The organism is Blautia sp. LMAG:89 (assembly GCF_008679485.1).
In the GTDB taxonomy this organism is placed as follows: Bacteria; Bacillota; Clostridia; order Lachnospirales; family Lachnospiraceae; genus Blautia_A; species Blautia_A fusiformis.
The window spans coordinates 538414-555801 of sequence record NZ_NANC01000012.1 but is presented as its reverse complement, the minus strand read 5'-3'; the positions used below and the strand labels follow the sequence as shown (position 1 = coordinate 555801).

The 17388-nt window shown below is 44.1% G+C and carries 14 protein-coding genes; 12 read left to right on the top strand and 2 right to left on the bottom strand.

From position 1 onward, the window contains the following. Position 1: 1 nt before the first annotated feature. Entirely contained in the window at positions 2-916 is a 915-nt protein-coding gene (locus tag CCC70_RS15795) for an ABC transporter permease (protein ID WP_021650367.1), read from the bottom strand. 89 nt (positions 917-1005) lie between these two features. Continuing rightward, positions 1006-1983 (bottom strand): ABC transporter substrate-binding protein, encoded by a 978-nt coding sequence (locus CCC70_RS15790; RefSeq protein ID WP_044960660.1) that lies wholly within the window; start codon positions 1981-1983, stop codon positions 1006-1008. A gap of 226 nt (positions 1984-2209) precedes the next feature. On the opposite strand from CCC70_RS15790, the gene CCC70_RS15785 reads away from it, so the two are divergent. From CCC70_RS15785 to hemZ, 12 genes are all read left to right on the top strand, one after another. Further along, complete coding sequence (locus tag CCC70_RS15785; RefSeq protein WP_270391358.1) at positions 2210-2974, top strand: N-acetylmuramoyl-L-alanine amidase; 765 nt, start codon at positions 2210-2212, stop codon at positions 2972-2974. Positions 2975-3118: 144 nt separating this feature from the next. After that, positions 3119-3712: a YdcF family protein gene (locus CCC70_RS15780; RefSeq protein ID WP_021650371.1), complete on the top strand. Its 594-nt coding sequence runs from the start codon at positions 3119-3121 to the stop codon at positions 3710-3712. A 208-nt stretch (positions 3713-3920) separates the two neighbouring features. Next, positions 3921-5642, top strand: a complete 1722-nt coding sequence (locus CCC70_RS15775) for a hypothetical protein (protein WP_287085223.1) — start codon at positions 3921-3923, stop codon at positions 5640-5642. A 50-nt stretch (positions 5643-5692) separates the two neighbouring features. Further along, complete coding sequence (locus CCC70_RS15770; RefSeq protein ID WP_021650373.1) at positions 5693-6043, top strand: TIGR04086 family membrane protein; 351 nt, start codon at positions 5693-5695, stop codon at positions 6041-6043. A gap of 82 nt (positions 6044-6125) precedes the next feature. Then, positions 6126-6266 (top strand): six-cysteine ranthipeptide SCIFF, encoded by a 141-nt coding sequence (gene scfA / locus CCC70_RS15765; RefSeq protein WP_015524633.1) that lies wholly within the window; start codon positions 6126-6128, stop codon positions 6264-6266. Between the two features lie 143 nt (positions 6267-6409). After that, positions 6410-7774 carry a thioether cross-link-forming SCIFF peptide maturase gene (scfB, locus tag CCC70_RS15760; protein WP_129975275.1) on the top strand — a complete coding sequence of 455 codons (1365 nt, stop codon included), beginning with the start codon at positions 6410-6412 and terminating at the stop codon, positions 7772-7774. Between the two features lie 15 nt (positions 7775-7789). Further along, positions 7790-10213 carry a protein translocase subunit SecD gene (gene secD, locus CCC70_RS15755; RefSeq protein ID WP_287085222.1) on the top strand — a complete coding sequence of 808 codons (2424 nt, stop codon included), beginning with the start codon at positions 7790-7792 and terminating at the stop codon, positions 10211-10213. A 167-nt stretch (positions 10214-10380) separates the two neighbouring features. Further along, positions 10381-12099 (top strand): single-stranded-DNA-specific exonuclease RecJ, encoded by a 1719-nt coding sequence (gene recJ, locus CCC70_RS15750; RefSeq protein WP_287085221.1) that lies wholly within the window; start codon positions 10381-10383, stop codon positions 12097-12099. Between the two features lie 202 nt (positions 12100-12301). Beyond that, positions 12302-12826: an adenine phosphoribosyltransferase gene (locus CCC70_RS15745; RefSeq protein ID WP_021650378.1), complete on the top strand. Its 525-nt coding sequence runs from the start codon at positions 12302-12304 to the stop codon at positions 12824-12826. Positions 12827-12904: 78 nt separating this feature from the next. Then, entirely contained in the window at positions 12905-15229 is a 2325-nt protein-coding gene (locus tag CCC70_RS15740) for a RelA/SpoT family protein (protein ID WP_015524639.1), read from the top strand. Between the two features lie 22 nt (positions 15230-15251). Beyond that, the gene (locus CCC70_RS15735; RefSeq protein WP_287085220.1) at positions 15252-15881 is read left to right on the top strand and encodes an MBL fold metallo-hydrolase; all 630 of its coding nucleotides are present in this window, start codon (positions 15252-15254) and stop codon (positions 15879-15881) included. Beyond that, on the top strand, positions 15829-17382 hold the full coding sequence (gene hemZ, locus CCC70_RS15730) for a coproporphyrinogen dehydrogenase HemZ (RefSeq protein ID WP_287085219.1): 1554 nt from the start codon (positions 15829-15831) through the stop codon (positions 17380-17382). Before CCC70_RS15735 ends, hemZ begins: the two co-directional genes overlap by 53 nt. The last annotated feature ends 6 nt before the right edge of the window (positions 17383-17388 follow it).

Sequence of the window (17388 nt, the reverse complement as noted above, 5' to 3'; positions counted from 1 at the left end):
ATCATTTACCTCCCTGTTTGGCTTTTGTAAAGTATTTGCCCTTCCAGTATGGGAAAGCAAGGAAAAATGCAACGACGAGTGCGGAAAGCATTTTCAGAAGGTCTGTATCAATTCCCATCCAGATAACAATCTGAAGTACCAGATAATAAAGAATAGAACCAAATACAACGCTTAACAGCTTCAGTGCAAAGTTGCGGAAAATACGGCTGAAGATCGCTTCACCGATAATTACTGCAGCAAGACCGATAACGATAGAACCACGTCCCATGTTGATATCTGCAAATCCCTGGTACTGTGTGAGAAGAGCGCCGGAAAGAGCAACAAGTCCGTTGGAAAGCATCAGTCCCAGAACCTTATTGCGGTCTGTGTTGATACCCTGTGCACGGGACATGCTTGGATTACATCCGGTCGCACGCAGGGAACATCCGAGTTCAGTTCCGAAGAACCAGTAAAGGACTGCAATCAGAATGATGATCATAATTGCTACGATAAAAAGCGTATTCTGTGTCAGAGCAACACCCTTGACACGTCGAAGGGATACCAGAAGATTAAATTTATCAACATTGATCGCCTGGTTTGCTTTTCCCATGATCTTCAGGTTGACAGAGTAAAGGGAAAGCTGTGTCAGGATTCCGGCAAGGATAGCCGGGATGCCCATAAAGGTATGAAAAATACCGGTGGCAAGACCGGCCAGAAGTCCGGCTCCTGTTGCAACCAGCATGGACACCCATACATTGTGTCCGCTGAGCATCATCATGATACAAACAGCGCCGCCTGTACATAAAGTTCCGTCAACGGTAAGATCCGCAATATCAAGAATGCGGAATGTAATGTACACACCGATCGCCATGATTCCCCAGATAAGCCCCTGTGCGGCAGCTCCTGGAAGTGCGGTTATTAAACTCATAATCTGCATGTTAAATTATCCTCCTCTTTTTTATGCACGAACAGCGAGAAGGGGAACTCCCTTCTCGCTGTATCAGTGTATAATAGGTTTTTTACCGATTATTCAGCTGTTTTATCTGTTTCGATTGCTTCATATCCATCCGGAATTTTAATACCAAGCTCGTCACAGATGTCTTTGTTGTATTCTTTTGTGAATTTTGGTGCATATTCAATCGGCATTTTGGAGATATCTTTACCATCCTGAAGGATGCTGACTGCCATTTCGCCGGTTTTGTATCCAAGATCATAGTAGCTGATGGAAAGTGTTGCAACACCACATGCCTGACAGATACCTTCTTCACCAGCGATTACCGGAACCTTTGCCGGAAGACAGATGTTGTTGATGATCTCAGTATTGGATGCTACAGTATTATCTGTAGGTGCATAGATCACATCACTGTCATTGGCAGCTGTGGTAACAACGGATGAAAGATCGTTGGAATCAGAGAATGCATAATCTTCACAGGTATAACCAAGCTTCTCAAGAGCATCTTTTACTGTATCTACCTGATACTGGGAGTTTGGCTCTGCTGAGCAGTAGAGAAGTCCGACATTTTTTGCATCCGGGAAAAGCTCATGGAGCATATCTGCCTGCTCATCAAGAGGAGCAAGATCAGAAGTACCGGAAATGTTCCCGCCTACTGTTCCGTCAAAGTCATCAATTCCAAGAGCGACACCATATTCGGTAACGGCTGTTCCAAGGATCGGGATATCGGAAGTTCCGGCAGCTGCAGCCTGAAGAGATGCGGTTGCGTTTGCAAGGATCAGGTCTGCCCCTTCTGAAACAAAGCTGTTGATAATGGTAGAACAGGTATTAGAATCACCCTGTGCATTTTGCTCGTCAAATTTTACGGAATCACCCATCTTTTCAGTGATGGCATCCTCAAAACCCTTGGTTGCGGCATCCAGTGCGTCATGCTGGACCAGCTGGCAGATACCTATTGTGTAAGTCTTTTCTTCTTTGGCGCTTACTGTGGCAGCACAGGTTCCTGTTACAAGAGCTGCTGCGAGTACAGCTGTTAAAATACGCTTTTTCATATTGTTTTCCTCCTCACGATGTTGCTGCATTTTTGGATTATTTAAAAATACAACGCTGATTGTGTTAATATAACACTTTAACGCTTAAAAGTCAAGAAGAATTAACGTGAAAATATGTTGAGTAAACAGATCCGGAAAACAAAATAAAGCATGAAATGAAATGCAGGCACAGGAAAAAACATACAGTCATATCATATTGTGAATGAAATTCTCAAGGAGAAAGAACATGGCATATAAAATCGTTCTGGATGCCGGACATGGTGGAGAAGATCCGGGTGCTGTTTATAAAGATCGCAAGGAAAAGGATGACAATCTGAAACTGACCCTTGCAGTAGGAAAGATCCTGGAAGAGAACGGCGTGGATGTGGTTTATACCAGGACTACAGATATTTATCAGACTCCTTTTGAAAAAGCGAAAGCTGCAAATGAAGCTGGAGCAGATTTTTTTATTTCTTTTCATCGCAACAGCAGTTCCAAGCCGGAACAATACAATGGAGTTGAAGTACTGGTCTATGATAAGAAAGGCATTAAATATCAGATGGCACAGAATATCCTGGGAGCATTGGGAGAACTGGGGTTTCGGGAACTGGGCGTAAAAGAACGTCCGGGGCTGGTAGTGCTCCGGCGCACAAAAATGCCGGCACTTTTGATTGAGACCGGATTTATAAACTCGGAAAAGGATAATCAGCTTTTTGAAAAAAAATTCGAAGAGATTGCCAGAAGCATCGCAGATGCCATTCTGGGAACATTGAATGAGGAAACGGTGGAAGAGCCATTGTATTATCGGGTACAGACAGGAGCATTTCGAAATCGGGAAAATGCAGACAGGATGTTGTATCAGCTGACAGATCAGGGATTTCCGGCGTTTATCCTGAGAGAGAATGATCTTTACAAAGTTCAGGTAGGAGCATATATGCAGCTTGGAAATGCGGTCAATATGGAACAAAGGCTGAGGGACAGTGGATATAGCACAGTGATCGTTACAAAATAGAAAACAGATGATCTGTTAGTGCATCTGCCACGAAAGAGTGATATGATTAGGCAATACAGAAAGCTGGATAAGAGATATCTGTCAGATAAATATCTTTTGATCCGGGATTTAGCTGCAGATGGTAAAGAAAGGACATAGAAAATAATGTACGAAGAGTTTCTGAAACAGATAGAAGATTTCATGTTTATAGAAGATAAGCCGGAAAAAGCGGATGTGATCTTTGTTCCGGGAAACGGATATCCTCAAATGGCGGAAAAAGCAGCGGAGCTTTACAGGAATGGGTTTGCACCAAAGATCCTGCCTAGTGGAAGATACAGTATCACAGCAGGGAGATTTACAGGAGTTCTTGACAAGAAAGAATGTTATTGTGGGACATACAAAACGGAATGGGATTTTTTGAAAGATGTTCTGATGCAGAATGGTGTACCGGAAGAAGCGATTCTGAAAGAAGATCAGGCAACCTACACTTATGAGAACGCAATTTATTCCCGGCAGGTAACAGACAGAGAATACCTGGATATCAAAAAGGCGATTCTCTGCTGTAAAACCTGTCATGCAAGACGTGCGTTGATGTATTACAAGTTGCTTTATCCGGATACGGAATTCTTTGTGAGTTCGTGTTGTGTGGATTCTATAGATAAAAATACGTGGATTATGACAAATGATGGAATTGATGAGGTAATGGGGGAAATAACTAGAATAATTAAACAATTTTCATTGATGCTCAAAAAAAATTAATTTAGGGGTGTCGTAAAAAAAAGAATTGTGTTATAATGCATTTGACGAAAAAAAGAAATATCTGTTACGAAAGATTAACAAGATATTAATTTTTGGAGAAATATTGGTTCGAGCGCATGTTACATGCGTTCGATATTTTATATAACTGAATTTTTTGATAAAAGGCAAATATGAATCTTAGATTTTGAATATAGAGGTGCAGATTATTATGAAAAAGAACACAAAGGTTACATTTAGCAGAAGCTTTTCAATACTGGCAGCAGCGGCATTGTCCATGACACTGATCGGAGGACAGACCTTTCCGGCATATGCGGAGAACTCTTCAGGTATAGAATCCGGTGCTGTGATCCCGGATAATATAACTATTGACAGCCCTACAGCTCTTGCTAACATTGCGCTCCCATCTAATGCGTATGGAACTCTTTCCTGGGCAGATAGTTCTTATGTTCCGGACAAACGTGTGCAATCCTGTGGGGTAGTGTTCAAACCTGCTGCAGGTGCTGACCTTTCAGGCCTTCCGGGGTGGGACAGTAATTCAGGAACACTTACAGGTTCCGTGACAGTTGTGGTCAGCAGCATTGACAGTACAGAGGAAAATTCCGGAAGTGAGGAAAGCTCCGATTCTTCTGATTCAGATTCAGGAGAATCCTATGGAACCGATGATAAAGAGGAAAATGGAACTGACGTCAATGAGAGTGATGCAGATACTTCCGTAAAAGAAACAGAGGACAGCACTGCAGAGAATGAAGGGAAGAACGAAGGTCTGCAGACTGACAGTGTTCAGGAGAATGAAAATAAAGAAGATTCGGAGACAACAGGAAAAACGGAGCAGTCTTCTTCAGATTCTTCAGATACAGCAGATGCCAGTGGAGAGGAAAAAAGGGATCCGGAGATAACGGAAGCTCCGGAGGTAACAGCTGCACCATCTGAGGATAATAAAACTCAGGATGGGGAAGAAGCAGAAGCTGCGGAAACTCCTGCTGTAACGATAACTCCGGCGGCAGAAGATGATATGGATCCTGATGCAGCATCTGAGAGCAGAGACGATGAGAATCATGAAAAAAATAACGATGCTGAAATCACTGCGATCCCGGAAATCACGGAGACTCCTGATGCTGAAGAAAACAAGAATAATATTTTTGACAGGAAAGATGATACAGAGGATAAACGCCCTCAGAATGCAGCTACCGATCTGACAGAAACAGAAAAAGAGGAAATTGCGTCTCAAAATCATACCTGTGATGGAATCACTGTATCAGGAATTGATCTTCCGTGGTATGTACAGTTTCGTGTTTCCGGTGGTGAGGATTATCAGTTTACCAATGAAGAAGATGCAACGATCTTTAAATCCTATGAGTTTGAACTCTGGGATACACAGAATAATACAGAGTATAAAATTCCGGATGGAGAGTATATCAGTGTGACTGTACCTGTAAAGGCAGGCTATACATATTCGATTGAACACCTTCTTGATAATGGCGCAATGGAGACCATCATTCCAAGCGTGGATGGTGACACAATGACTTTCAGTACACATTCATTCAGCCCATTTGGCATCGCTGGAAGTAAATCTCTGGTAGGGCCAGATGCTGAAAGCAATACCGGTGCAACGGTTACACCTGCAGCTGATGCTTCATCTTCGGATACTGCATCTTCAGGTACTGCAGATTCTGCAGAAACAGACAGTACAGACACCAATACGGCAGAGACATCTCAGAATCTGACTTCAGATAGCACAGATCAGGAACAGTCTTCTTCTCAGAACAGTGATACGGCGGAGAATGAGGCTGAAGAACAGTCTTCTGCAACAACATCCAAGAAACAGGTAAATACCGGAGATAACACTCAGATCCTTCCGTTTGTGATCTTGTTTGTGGCAGCGGCAGTTGTAGCTGGTGTAGCAGTGTTTTTTAAGAAAAGAAAGAAGTAATGAATAAGAGAAAAAGCTCTCCCATATAATGACTGTGGGAGGGCTTTTTTATGAAGGGAAAAGCAATATTACGATCATTGCTGCTAGCCTATGGAGTGACAGGACTTTTTCTTCTGATACTGGCGTTTCTGCTCTTTCAGTTTGAATTTGGAGGAGGGACGGCGGCGGTGGGGATCATTATTATTTATGTAGTATCCTGCCTGGTCGGAGGTTTTATGGCGGGAAAGATCATACGGAAAGACCGATATATATGGGGGATCGTTACCGGGCTTTCCTATTATGTTCTGCTGCTTCTGGTATCTTTTCTGGCACAGGGGAAATGGGATATGACCTTTGCCCATGCGTTGACTACTTTTTTCATGTGTCTTGGTGGCGGAGCCATTGGTGGGATGCTGTCGTAAAAGCTTACAAAAAAATGCTTTGAAAATCGATGATTTTATGCTATACTAGGCGAAGAATAGAATACATAAAGGAGGATATATCATGGAACATATCAAGACATTAAATACAAAGAACCTTCAGAACACGGTTAAGAAGGGTGGATGTGGCGAATGTCAGACATCCTGTCAGTCTGCTTGCAAGACTTCCTGTACAGTAGGAAACCAGAGCTGCGAGCATAAATAAGAAGCAGCCGTTGAATGAGTGGAAAGCAGCGGGAGATCCGCTGCTTCACTTGTTTTATCTGAAAGTAACAGGTATCCAGCAAAACGCGCCGGAGGGCGCGTTTTGTCGGGTTATAAAAGAATTTTAGAAAGGATTGCGGGAAGATGAGTCTGATTCACCGTTATCAAAGTAATGGATATAATATTGTGCTGGATATCAACAGCGGCTGTATCCACCTAGTAGATGAAGTAACCTATGAGGTGCTGCCGTATCTTGAAGAAGGCATGGAAGCGGCTGCCATTGCTGAGAAGCTTGGCGACCGTTTTAAGAAAGAGGATGTAGAAACCTCTGTAACTGAATGTAAGAAGCTTCAGGAACAGGGAATGCTTTTTACAAAAGATATTTATGAGAATATCATTGATGAATTTACCAAAAACCGCCAGACCGTTGTAAAGGCTCTTTGCCTTCATATTGCTCATGACTGTAATCTGGCATGTAGATATTGTTTTGCAGAAGAAGGAGAGTATCACGGAAGACGTGCGCTGATGTCTTTTGAGGTAGGAAAAAAAGCGTTGGATTTCCTGATCGCTAATTCCGGCTCCAGAAAGAATCTGGAAGTGGATTTCTTTGGCGGCGAGCCTCTTATGAACTGGCAGGTTGTAAAGGATCTTGTGAAATACGGAAGAGAACAGGAGAAACTTCATAACAAAAAATTCCGCTTCACACTGACAACCAACGGCGTTCTTTTAAATGATGAGGTGATGGAATTCTGCAATAAGGAAATGGGAAATGTTGTTTTAAGCGTGGACGGTAGAAAAGAAGTTCATGACTACATGCGCCCGTTCCGTAAGGGTGCAGGAAGCTATGATCTGATCATGCCGAAATTTGAGAAATTTGCGGAATCCAGAAATCAGGACAAGTATTATGTAAGAGGAACCTTTACTCATCATAATCTTGATTTCTCTCAGGATGTTCTGCATCTGGCAGATCTTGGCTTCAAGCAGATTTCTGTTGAGCCGGTCGTGGCAGCAGATACAGAAGAGTATGCGATCCGTGAGGAGGATATCCCACAGATCCTGGAACAGTATGATATTCTTGCAAAAGAAATGATCAAAAGAGAAAAAGAGGGAAAAGGATTCAACTTCTTCCACTTTATGATAGACCTTACCGGTGGTCCGTGTGTATACAAACGACTTTCCGGATGCGGCTCAGGAACCGAGTACCTGGCTGTTACTCCGTGGGGAGATTTTTATCCATGTCACCAGTTTGTGGGTGAGGAACAGTACCTTATGGGTAATGTAGACGAGGGAATCACAAAGCCTGAAATCGTAAAAGACTTTGGAAGATGTAACGTCTATACGAAACCGGACTGTAAAGACTGTTTTGCCAGATTCTACTGCAGCGGCGGCTGTGCGGCAAATGGTTACCATTTCGGCGGAGATATCCGGGGGAATTATAAGATCGGATGCGAACTCCAGAGGAAGCGTGTGGAGTGCGCTATCATGATAAAAGCCGCTTTGGCGGAATAAGAGAGGAAAAAGAAAATGAAGAAAAGTAGAGGAATTGCAGTGCTGCTTCTGACAGCAATTGTCACAGTATTCTTCTGCTATGTGGCTGCGGTAGGCATTGGTCCTACAGGAACAGGTTCGGCTAAGAATATCAACACCGGACTTGATCTTGCCGGCGGTGTCAGCATCACATACCAGGCTAAGGACAGCAATCCGAGCAAGGAAGACATGTCCGATACTGTTTACAAGATGCAGCAGCGTGTTTCTCAGTACAGTACTGAGGCACAGGCATATCAGGAAGGTTCCAACCGTATCACCATTGAGATTCCAGGAGTATCAGATGCAAATGCGATCCTGGAAGAACTTGGAAAGCCAGGTTCTCTGTATTTTATCGATCAGACAGATGCAGACGGAAACCAGAATTTTACAACAGGAAACAGTGAGAGTGGATATGTTCTTGCAAGAAGTATTGAGGATATCCAGAAAGCCGGATCTGTTGTACTGGAAGGTACAGACGTTGCAGACGCTGAGGGAGGTGCTTATCAGGATTCATCCACAAGCTCCCAGAAATATGCAGTCAGTCTGACTCTTACAAAAAATGGAAAAACCAAATTTGCGGAAGCTACCAAGGCAAATGTTGGAAAGCAGATCGCAATCGTATATGACGATCAGGTTTTAAGCGCTCCGAATGTAAATGAGGAGATTTCCGGCGGAAAAGCTCAGATCACCGGAATGGCAAGTACAGAAGAGGCACAGAATCTTGCTTCTTACATAAGAATCGGTTCCTTAAGTCTTGAGCTTACCGAACTTCGTTCCAGCGTAGTTGCTGCACAGCTTGGTGAAGAAGCCATCGCAACAAGTGTAAAAGCCGGAGCGATCGGTCTTGTGATCGTTATGCTGATCATGATCATCGCATACCGTATCCCAGGTCTGGTTGCATCTGTTGCACTGGTTCTTTATACAACCTTAATGCTGATCACACTGAATGCCTTTGATATCACCCTTACGCTTCCGGGTATTGCAGGTATCATCCTGGGCATTGGTATGGCAGTGGATGCTAATGTTATCATCTACGCCAGAATCCGTGAGGAGATCGCGGCAGGCCTTTCTGTCCATGCAGCGATCAAAAGTGGATTCAGCAAAGCATTTTCCGCTATTTTTGATGGAAACATCACAACATTGATCGCGGCTTGTGTGCTGATGTGGCTTGGTTCCGGTTCTGTTAAGGGATTTGCCTACACGCTGGCAATGGGTATCGTGATCTCCATGTTTACAGCACTGGTTATATCCAGGCTTGTTATTAATGCGGTATACGCAATTGGTGTTCGTGACCCGAAATTCTATGGCATTGCCAAGGAACGTAAGGTTGTGGATTTCGTTGGAAAGAGAAAAATCTTCTTTGCTGTTTCCATTATCCTGATCCTTTGCGGACCTGTAGGAATGCTGGTCCACAGTAATGTGATCGGTGACAAAGCCATGAATTACAGTCTGGAGTTTTCCGGCGGTACTTCTACCAATGTAACCTTCAATAAAGAGATGGATATCAAGGAGATCGATTCCAAGGTAACACCGGTTGTTGAGGCAGTGACAGGTGATAAGAATGTACAGCCGACCAAGGTGCAGGGAACCAATCAGGTAGTGATCAAAACACGTTCTCTGGATCTCAAGGAACGAGAAGCACTGAATAAGGCATTGGAGGAAAATTTTGATGTAGATACAAGTCTGATCACATCGGAGAATATTTCCGCTACTGTCAGCAATGAGATGAGAAGAGACGCTATCGTAGCAGTTATCGTAGCTGCGATCTTCATGCTTCTTTACATCTGGTTCCGTTTCAAAGATATCCGCTTTGCAAGCAGTGCAGTACTTGCACTTCTTCATGATGTCCTGGTCGTACTTGCGTTTTATGTTATTTCCAGAACATCTGTGGGAAATACATTTATTGCGTGTATGCTGACGATCGTAGGTTATTCCATCAATGCTACTATTGTCATCTTCGACCGTATCCGTGAGAATATGAGAGGCAGAAAGAAAGTTGAGGATGAGAAACTGAAAGAAATCGTAAATACCAGTGTTACAGAAACTCTGACACGAAGCATTTACACATCCCTGACAACATTTGTAATGGTTGCAATTCTTTATGTAATGGGTGTTTCCTCAATTAAAGAATTTGCAGCACCGCTGATGGTAGGTATCGTCGGTGGAGCATATTCTTCTGTATGCATCACTGGTGCTCTGTGGTACACCATGAAAACATTCAGAAAAAATCGTGTTGCAGCACCGGCAGCTGTAGCAGCTTCCGCAAAGATTTCTTCCGAGAAATCTGAGAAAAAGGTAAAACAGCCATCCGGACAGCAGACAGCTCAGCAGCCGAAGAAGAAAAACCGTAAAAGAGTTGCCGAGCGCCTTGCAGCGCAGGAGGCAGCAAAGCAGCAGAATGATGAGGAGAAATCTGAATAAAATTGCTGAATAACAGAAACGTTCCGTACCGGGAAAGAATATTTCCTGGCGGAACGTTTTTTTTGTGTGGCATAAAAAACTTGCAGCTATGCAGGAGTATGAGTTACAATACGGTTATTGTGTTGCTTTGAAGAAAGAAAGCGGCAAAGCATCGAGGAGGAAACAACATGGAACGATGGGTTGTTGCTGCAAAACGGGCGGATTTTGCGGCAATTGGAAAAGAATTCGGAATTGATCCGGTGATCGCCAGACTGATCCGAAATCGGGATGTACAGGATAGGGATGAAATTCGCAGATATCTTTATGGAACGGTGGAAGAATTGGCTTCTCCGCATTTGATGAAAGATGTGGACAAGGCAGTGGAGATCCTGCAGAATAAAATAAAGAAAAAAAAACGCATCCGTATTATAGGCGATTATGATATTGATGGGGTAGTATCGACTTTCATTCTGATCAGGGGACTGAAGCGTGCAGGAGCTCTGGCAGATACATATATTCCGGACCGTGTGGCGGACGGATATGGAATCCATGAGCACCTGATCGAAAGAGCAGTGAATGATGGGATTGACGTAATTGTTACCTGTGATAATGGAATTGCGGCGTACAATGAAATCACTATGGCTAAAGAGAATGGAATGACGGTGATAATAACCGATCATCATGAAATTCCCTATAAAGAAACGGAAGATGGAAGAGAACTGATCCTTCCGCCGGCTGATGCCATTGTAAATCCAAAACAACCGGACTGTAATTATCCAGAGAAAAGATTGTGCGGAGCAGTTGTTGCGTTGAAGCTGGTGACAGCTCTCTATGAGGCATGCGGGATTCCGGAAAAAGAGCTGGAAGATTTTCTGGAATTAGGAGCCATTGCCACGGTGGGAGACGTGATGGATCTTCAGGGTGAAAACCGCATCCTTGTAAAGGAAGGCCTGAAACGACTTTCCCACACTTCTAACAAAGGTCTCCGTGAACTGATCCGTGCCAATGGCCTGGAGGATGGGCCGATCACTGCCTATCATGTAGGGTTTGTGCTGGGACCATGTATCAATGCCAGTGGAAGACTGGATACCGCTGCACGTTCCCTGAAACTGCTCTGTGCGGAGACGGAAGATGAAGCAGCAAAACTTGCCGGTGATCTGACTGCGTTGAATCAAAGCAGAAAAGCTCTCACGGAAGAGGGAAAGGAAGCAGCGATCCGTATTGTGGAAGAGACAGAAATCGGACAGGACAGGGTTCTTGTGATCTATTTACCGGACTGTCACGAAAGTCTGGCCGGAATTATTGCGGGACGTATCCGAGAAAAGTACAATAAACCGGTCTTTGTTCTGACAAAAGGTGAAACAATGGTGAAAGGCAGCGGACGTTCCATAGAAAGCTATTCCATGTTTGAGGAACTGGTAAAATGCGGAGATCTGATGGAACAGTATGGCGGTCATCCTATGGCGGCAGGATTATCTATTAAAGAAGAAAATGTGGAAGAGTTCCGCAGACGGTTAAACGAAAACTGTACTCTGACAGAAAAGGATCTGGCTCCAAAGATCCTGATCGATGTGCCAATGCCGGTTTCCTATATAAATAAGGAACTTGTGGAAGAGATATCCCTGCTGGAGCCTTTTGGAAAGGGAAATACCAAACCGATTTTTGCACAGAAGGGACTTCGGGTTTTAAGCAGCCGTATTCTTGGCAAAAATAGGAATGTGGCAAAGCTTCAGCTGTCAGACAGTACCGGCTGTGTAGTGGAAGCAGTATATTTTGGAGAAGCAGATGAATTTGTTGATAGAATAAAAAACTGTGGAAGTATTGCGGTCACATATTATCCTGAGATCAACCGTTATCAGGGAAGAGAGACCTTACAGATCGTAATCCGAAATTATATTACAGAATAACAGGAGAAGGTATCACTAAAATGCAGATCCTGACAGCGAGTAATTGACTGTAAAACAGGAAAGAAGGCTCTGTACTGGGCAATATGCAGTCCAGGGCCTGTCGTAATTCCGCGAGTTCTGTCGGGTTGCACATTGATTCCCTACAGAAAAAGTGCTATACTATCTAACATCTGATTGACAAATTAAACCATTGGAGGTTATTATGAAAAAAATAGAAGAATATGTAAGAAGTATCCCGGACTTTCCAGAGCCAGGGATTATTTTCCGTGACGTTACCAGCGTCCTTCAGGATGCGGATGGATTACAGCTTGCCATTGATTCTATGCAGGATTGTCTGGAGGGTGAGGAGTTCGATGTGATCACAGGTCTTGAATCCAGAGGATTTATCTTTGGTATGCCGATCGCATATAATCTTCACAAACCCTTTGTTCTGGTCCGCAAAGCAGGAAAACTTCCATGTGAGACCGTTTCCAGAACCTATGAGCTGGAGTATGGAAGTGCAACTATCGAGATGCATAAGGATTCCATCAAGCCGGGACAGAAGGTTGTTATTGTGGATGACCTGATCGCTACGGGCGGAAGCGTGGAAGCAGCCATCAAGCTTGTGGAGGAGCTTGGCGGCGAGGTTGTCAAGGTGGTTTTCCTTATGGAGCTTGCAGGTCTGAAGGGGCGTGAGCGTCTCAAAGGTTATAATGTGGCATCTGTGATCTGTTACGACGGAAAATGATTTTTTGTCGGTGGAAGGGGATGTGAACTGTTGTAGTCATACGGCAGTATGAAATTGTGCACAGGCAGGTGGGATTTAATGGCAGAGACAAAAAATACGGAAAAACAAAACATTGAGATACAGAAGGAAGAAGAAAAAAGAGAGTCTGTCCGGAAGGCAGATGCGGCGGTGAAATCCATGCATGATTTTACAAGCCCTGAGGTTCTTTATCAGGAGCTTATAAAAAGCGTGAAGAAATATCATCCGTCTACAGATATTTCCATGATCGAAAAGGCCTATAAAGTGGCCAGTGAGGCACATAAGGATCAGAAACGTAAATCCGGTGAACCTTATATCATTCATCCTCTCTGTGTTGCAATCATCCTTGCGGATCTTGAGCTGGATAAGGAAACCATAGTGGCAGGCCTTCTTCATGATGCGGTAGAGGATACCTGGATGACGTATGAAGAGGTGGAAAAGGAATTTGGTTCTGAGGTAGCACTTCTGGTAGATGGTGTTACCAAGCTGGGACAGCTGTCCTATTCCAAGGACAAGGTAGAGGTTCAGGCTGAGAATTTAAGAAAGATGTTCCTTGCAATGGCTAAGGATATCCGCGTCATCCTGATCAAGCTTGCGGACCGTCTTCATAATATGCGTACCCTGCAGTATATGAGACCAGAGAAACAGCAGGAGAAAGCAAGAGAAACCATGGATATCTATGCTCCCATCGCGATGCGGCTTGGTATTTCCAAGATCAAGGTGGAACTGGATGATCTTTCTCTTAAGTATCTGAAGCCGGATGTTTACTATGATCTGGTAGAAAAGGTTGCTCTTCGCAAAAGCGCCCGTGAGGAATTTGTTAATTCTATCGTGAAACAGGTAAAGCAGCATATGGAGGATGCCAATATCAGGGCACAGGTGGATGGCCGCGTGAAGCATTTCTTCAGCATCTATAAGAAGATGGTCAATCAGGATAAAACCATTGATCAGATTTATGACCTGTTTGCCGTACGTATCATTGTAGATACTGTGAAGGACTGTTATGCAGCTCTTGGTGTTATCCATGAGATGTATAAGCCGATCCCCGGCAGATTTAAAGATTATATCGCAATGCCGAAGGCCAATATGTATCAGTCTCTGCATACAACACTGATCGGCCCTAACGGACAGCCTTTCGAAATCCAGATCCGTACATTTGAAATGCATAAAACCGCAGAATACGGTATTGCAGCTCATTGGAAATATAAGGAAACTTCCGATGGTAAGAAACCTGGAAAGAGTGAGGAAGAGAAGCTGAACTGGCTGCGCCAGATTCTGGAGTGGCAGCGCGACATGTCCGATAACCGGGAGTTCATGAGCCTTCTGAAAAATGATCTGGATCTTTTTGCGGACAGTGTTTACTGTTTCACTCCCCAGGGAGATGTAAAAACACTCCCAAATGGTTCTACACCTATTGATTTTGCATACAGCGTGCACAGTGCAGTAGGAAACAAGATGGTAGGTGCCAGGGTCAATGGCAAACTTGTTCCTATTGAATATAAGATCAAAAACGGTGATCGTATTGAGATCATAACATCCCAGAATTCTCAGGGCCCCAGCCGTGACTGGCTGAAGATCGTAAAGAGCACACAGGCTAAGAATAAGATCAACCAGTGGTTTAAGAAAGAACTGAAGGAAGATAATATCCTGAAGGGTAAGGACATGCTGAATCAGTATGCCAAGACCAAGGGCTTTAAACCAGGCATATATACCAAGCCACAGTATATGGAATCGGTAATGCATAAATATGGTTTCCGAGACTGGGATTCTGTATTGGCAGCGATCGGACATGGCGGCCTGAAAGAAGGTCAGGTGTTTAACAAGCTGGTAGAAGCCTATGAGAGGGAGCATAAGAAGAATCTTACAGATGAACAGGTCCTGGAGGCAGCTTCCGAATCACAGGAGAAGCTTCACATTGCCAAGAGTAAGAGTGGCATTGTAGTAAAAGGCATTCATGATGTGGCAGTTCGTTTTTCCAAATGCTGTAGTCCGATCCCGGGAGATGAGATCGTAGGCTTTGTAACAAGAGGAAGAGGGATCACCATTCATCGTACAGATTGTGTGAATGTGCTCAACATGCCTGAGATTGACCGGAAACGTCTCATTGAAGCAGAGTGGCAGATGCCGGACAGAGCGGATTCCGAGAAATACGAAGCGGAGATCCAGGTTTATGCAAATAACCGTACCGGACTTCTGGTGGATATCTCCAAGATCTTTACAGAGAGGAAGATCGATCTTCGTTCCATTAACAGCCGTACCAACAAGCAGGAACGCGCCACGATTTCCATGTCCTTTAATGTATGCAGCAAACAGGAACTGAATTCTCTGATCGAAAAGATCCGTCAGGTTGAAAGTGTTCTTGATGTAGAGCGAACAACGGGCTGACCCGATAAACGGAGGAATTTTTATGAGTAAACTTGAAATGCAGCAGTGTGTGCTTGGCCAGGTGTTTACCAACTGCTATTTTCTGAAAAATAAAGAGACCGGAGAACTGCTGATCGTAGACCCGGGAGACTATGCAGAAAAAGTTTTTCAGAAAGTATCTCTTATGCAGGGAAAACCGGTGGGAATCCTTCTGACACATGGTCATTTTGATCACATCATGGCTGTAAAGGAAGTGAAGGAAAAATATCAGATCCCGGTTTATGCATGCAGGCAGGAAGAAGCAATGCTGGCAGAGCCCACGATAAATATGACTGCTGTTTATGGAAGTGCCTGTTCAATTAAGCCGGATGTTCTTCTGGATGACGGGCTGATCTTCGAAGCGGCCGGATTTTCCATTCAGATGTTCCACACACCGGGACATACCAAAGGAAGCTGCTGCTATTATATCAAAGACGAAGGTGTGCTTTTCAGCGGAGATACATTGTTTTGCGGCTCTGTGGGAAGAACCGATTTTCCTGGCGGAAGTTCTGCTGAGATCGTGAAAAGCCTTCACAAGCTTGTGGATACTTTGCCGGAGGATACAGAAGTATTTCCGGGGCATGACGCATCTACAACCATTGGTTACGAAAAGAGGTATAATCCATTTGTATAAGATTGGAATTTTGTTTCAGAACAGAGATTTTGAGCATGATGTGTATGAGCTGATCAAAGCGTTTTATCCCGGAAATGAGATCATTTCTCTTTATGAAGAGGATGATGCGGATTATGATATCCGCTTCCGGGTTTCACGTGATGAAGAAGGTTATACCATCAGTTATAACAACGGAATAGAGAAAAAAACAGCTCATGGGGCTGTGATAGAAGGGCAATCCAGTGGAGAAGCTTCGGATGCCCTTATTTCTTGCAATGATGCCCATGATATCCGCAGAAAAAATAAAGACGCGGTCAAATACGCCCTGTATCAGATGCTTTCCAAAGCTACAGGAAAGACACTTCCCTGGGGAAATCTTACAGGCATCCGTCCTGTGAAAATGGCTATGGGAATGCTGGAGTCCGGAATGAAAAATACGGAGATTGCCAGATATATGAGAGATCAGTATCTGGTAAGTCCGGAGAAAACAGCTCTTGCAGTTACCATCGCAAATCGTGAGCGGGATATCCTGAAAAACATTGATTATGAAAACGGTTACAGCCTTTATGTTGGCATTCCTTTCTGTCCGAGTATCTGTCTGTACTGTTCATTCAGTTCTTATCCGCTGGAGAGATGGCGTAAATATGTGGAGGCGTATCTGGATGCGCTGGTAAAGGAAATCCGGGCTGTTTCCGGGATGATGAAAAACCGGAAGCTGGATACGGTCTATATCGGTGGGGGAACACCTACCACACTGGAGCCGGATCAGCTTCGGAGACTTCTTGGCGCGATCACGGAATATTTTCCCTGTGAGGAGCTGGAAGAATTTACGGTTGAGGCAGGAAGACCGGACAGTATAACCTTGGAAAAGCTTCAGGCGATCCGGGAGTTTCCGGTTACCAGGATTTCTGTAAATCCACAGACCATGAATCAGGAAACCCTGGATATCATTGGCAGACGTCATACAGTAGAACAGACAAAGAATGCGTTTCATCTGGCAAGAAAAGCCGGATTCGACAATATCAATATGGATCTGATCGTGGGCCTTCCCGGCGAAGATATCACAAAAGTGCAGCATACACTGGACGAGGTAAAAGCTCTCGGGCCGGACAGCCTGACCGTACATTCTCTTGCTGTGAAGCGTGCGGCAAGACTGAATATTTTCCGTGATAAATACCAGGAGATGACCTTTGAAAACAATCAGGAGATCATGGATCTGACTATGAAAACGGCCTACGAGATGGGAATGGGTCCTTATTATCTGTACAGACAGAAGAATATGAAGGGGAATTTTGAGAACGTCGGGTATTCTGAGGTTGACAAAGCAGGGATTTACAATATACTGATTATGGAGGAAAAGCAGCCGATCATCGCACTGGGTGCAGGTGGTTCCTCCAAGCTTGTGTTTGATCACGGACAGCGCATTGAGCGTGTGGAGAATGTGAAGGATGTTGTCAATTATATCACACGTATCGATGAAATGATCGAGAGAAAACGCGAGGGCATTGCAAAATGGCTGTAGACGGAA

What these genes read in the sequence shown, in the direction of transcription:
- CCC70_RS15785 (WP_270391358.1), top strand. Translation starts at nt 2,210, where the DNA reads ATGGCATATAAAATCGTTCTGGATGCCGGACATGGTGGAGAAGATCCG.
- scfA (WP_015524633.1), top strand. Translation starts at nt 6,126, where the DNA reads ATGGAACATATCAAGACATTAAATACAAAGAACCTTCAGAACACGGTT.
- CCC70_RS15745 (WP_021650378.1), top strand. Translation starts at nt 12,302, where the DNA reads ATGAAAAAAATAGAAGAATATGTAAGAAGTATCCCGGACTTTCCAGAG.
- recJ (WP_287085221.1), top strand. Translation starts at nt 10,381, where the DNA reads ATGGAACGATGGGTTGTTGCTGCAAAACGGGCGGATTTTGCGGCAATT.
- hemZ (WP_287085219.1), top strand. Translation starts at nt 15,829, where the DNA reads ATGACGCATCTACAACCATTGGTTACGAAAAGAGGTATAATCCATTTG.
- CCC70_RS15795 (WP_021650367.1), bottom strand. Translation starts at nt 916, where the DNA reads ATGCAGATTATGAGTTTAATAACCGCACTTCCAGGAGCTGCCGCACAG.
- CCC70_RS15780 (WP_021650371.1), top strand. Translation starts at nt 3,119, where the DNA reads ATGTACGAAGAGTTTCTGAAACAGATAGAAGATTTCATGTTTATAGAA.
- CCC70_RS15790 (WP_044960660.1), bottom strand. Translation starts at nt 1,983, where the DNA reads ATGAAAAAGCGTATTTTAACAGCTGTACTCGCAGCAGCTCTTGTAACA.
- CCC70_RS15735 (WP_287085220.1), top strand. Translation starts at nt 15,252, where the DNA reads ATGAGTAAACTTGAAATGCAGCAGTGTGTGCTTGGCCAGGTGTTTACC.
- secD (WP_287085222.1), top strand. Translation starts at nt 7,790, where the DNA reads ATGAAGAAAAGTAGAGGAATTGCAGTGCTGCTTCTGACAGCAATTGTC.
- CCC70_RS15775 (WP_287085223.1), top strand. Translation starts at nt 3,921, where the DNA reads ATGAAAAAGAACACAAAGGTTACATTTAGCAGAAGCTTTTCAATACTG.
- CCC70_RS15740 (WP_015524639.1), top strand. Translation starts at nt 12,905, where the DNA reads ATGGCAGAGACAAAAAATACGGAAAAACAAAACATTGAGATACAGAAG.
- CCC70_RS15770 (WP_021650373.1), top strand. Translation starts at nt 5,693, where the DNA reads ATGAAGGGAAAAGCAATATTACGATCATTGCTGCTAGCCTATGGAGTG.
- scfB (WP_129975275.1), top strand. Translation starts at nt 6,410, where the DNA reads ATGAGTCTGATTCACCGTTATCAAAGTAATGGATATAATATTGTGCTG.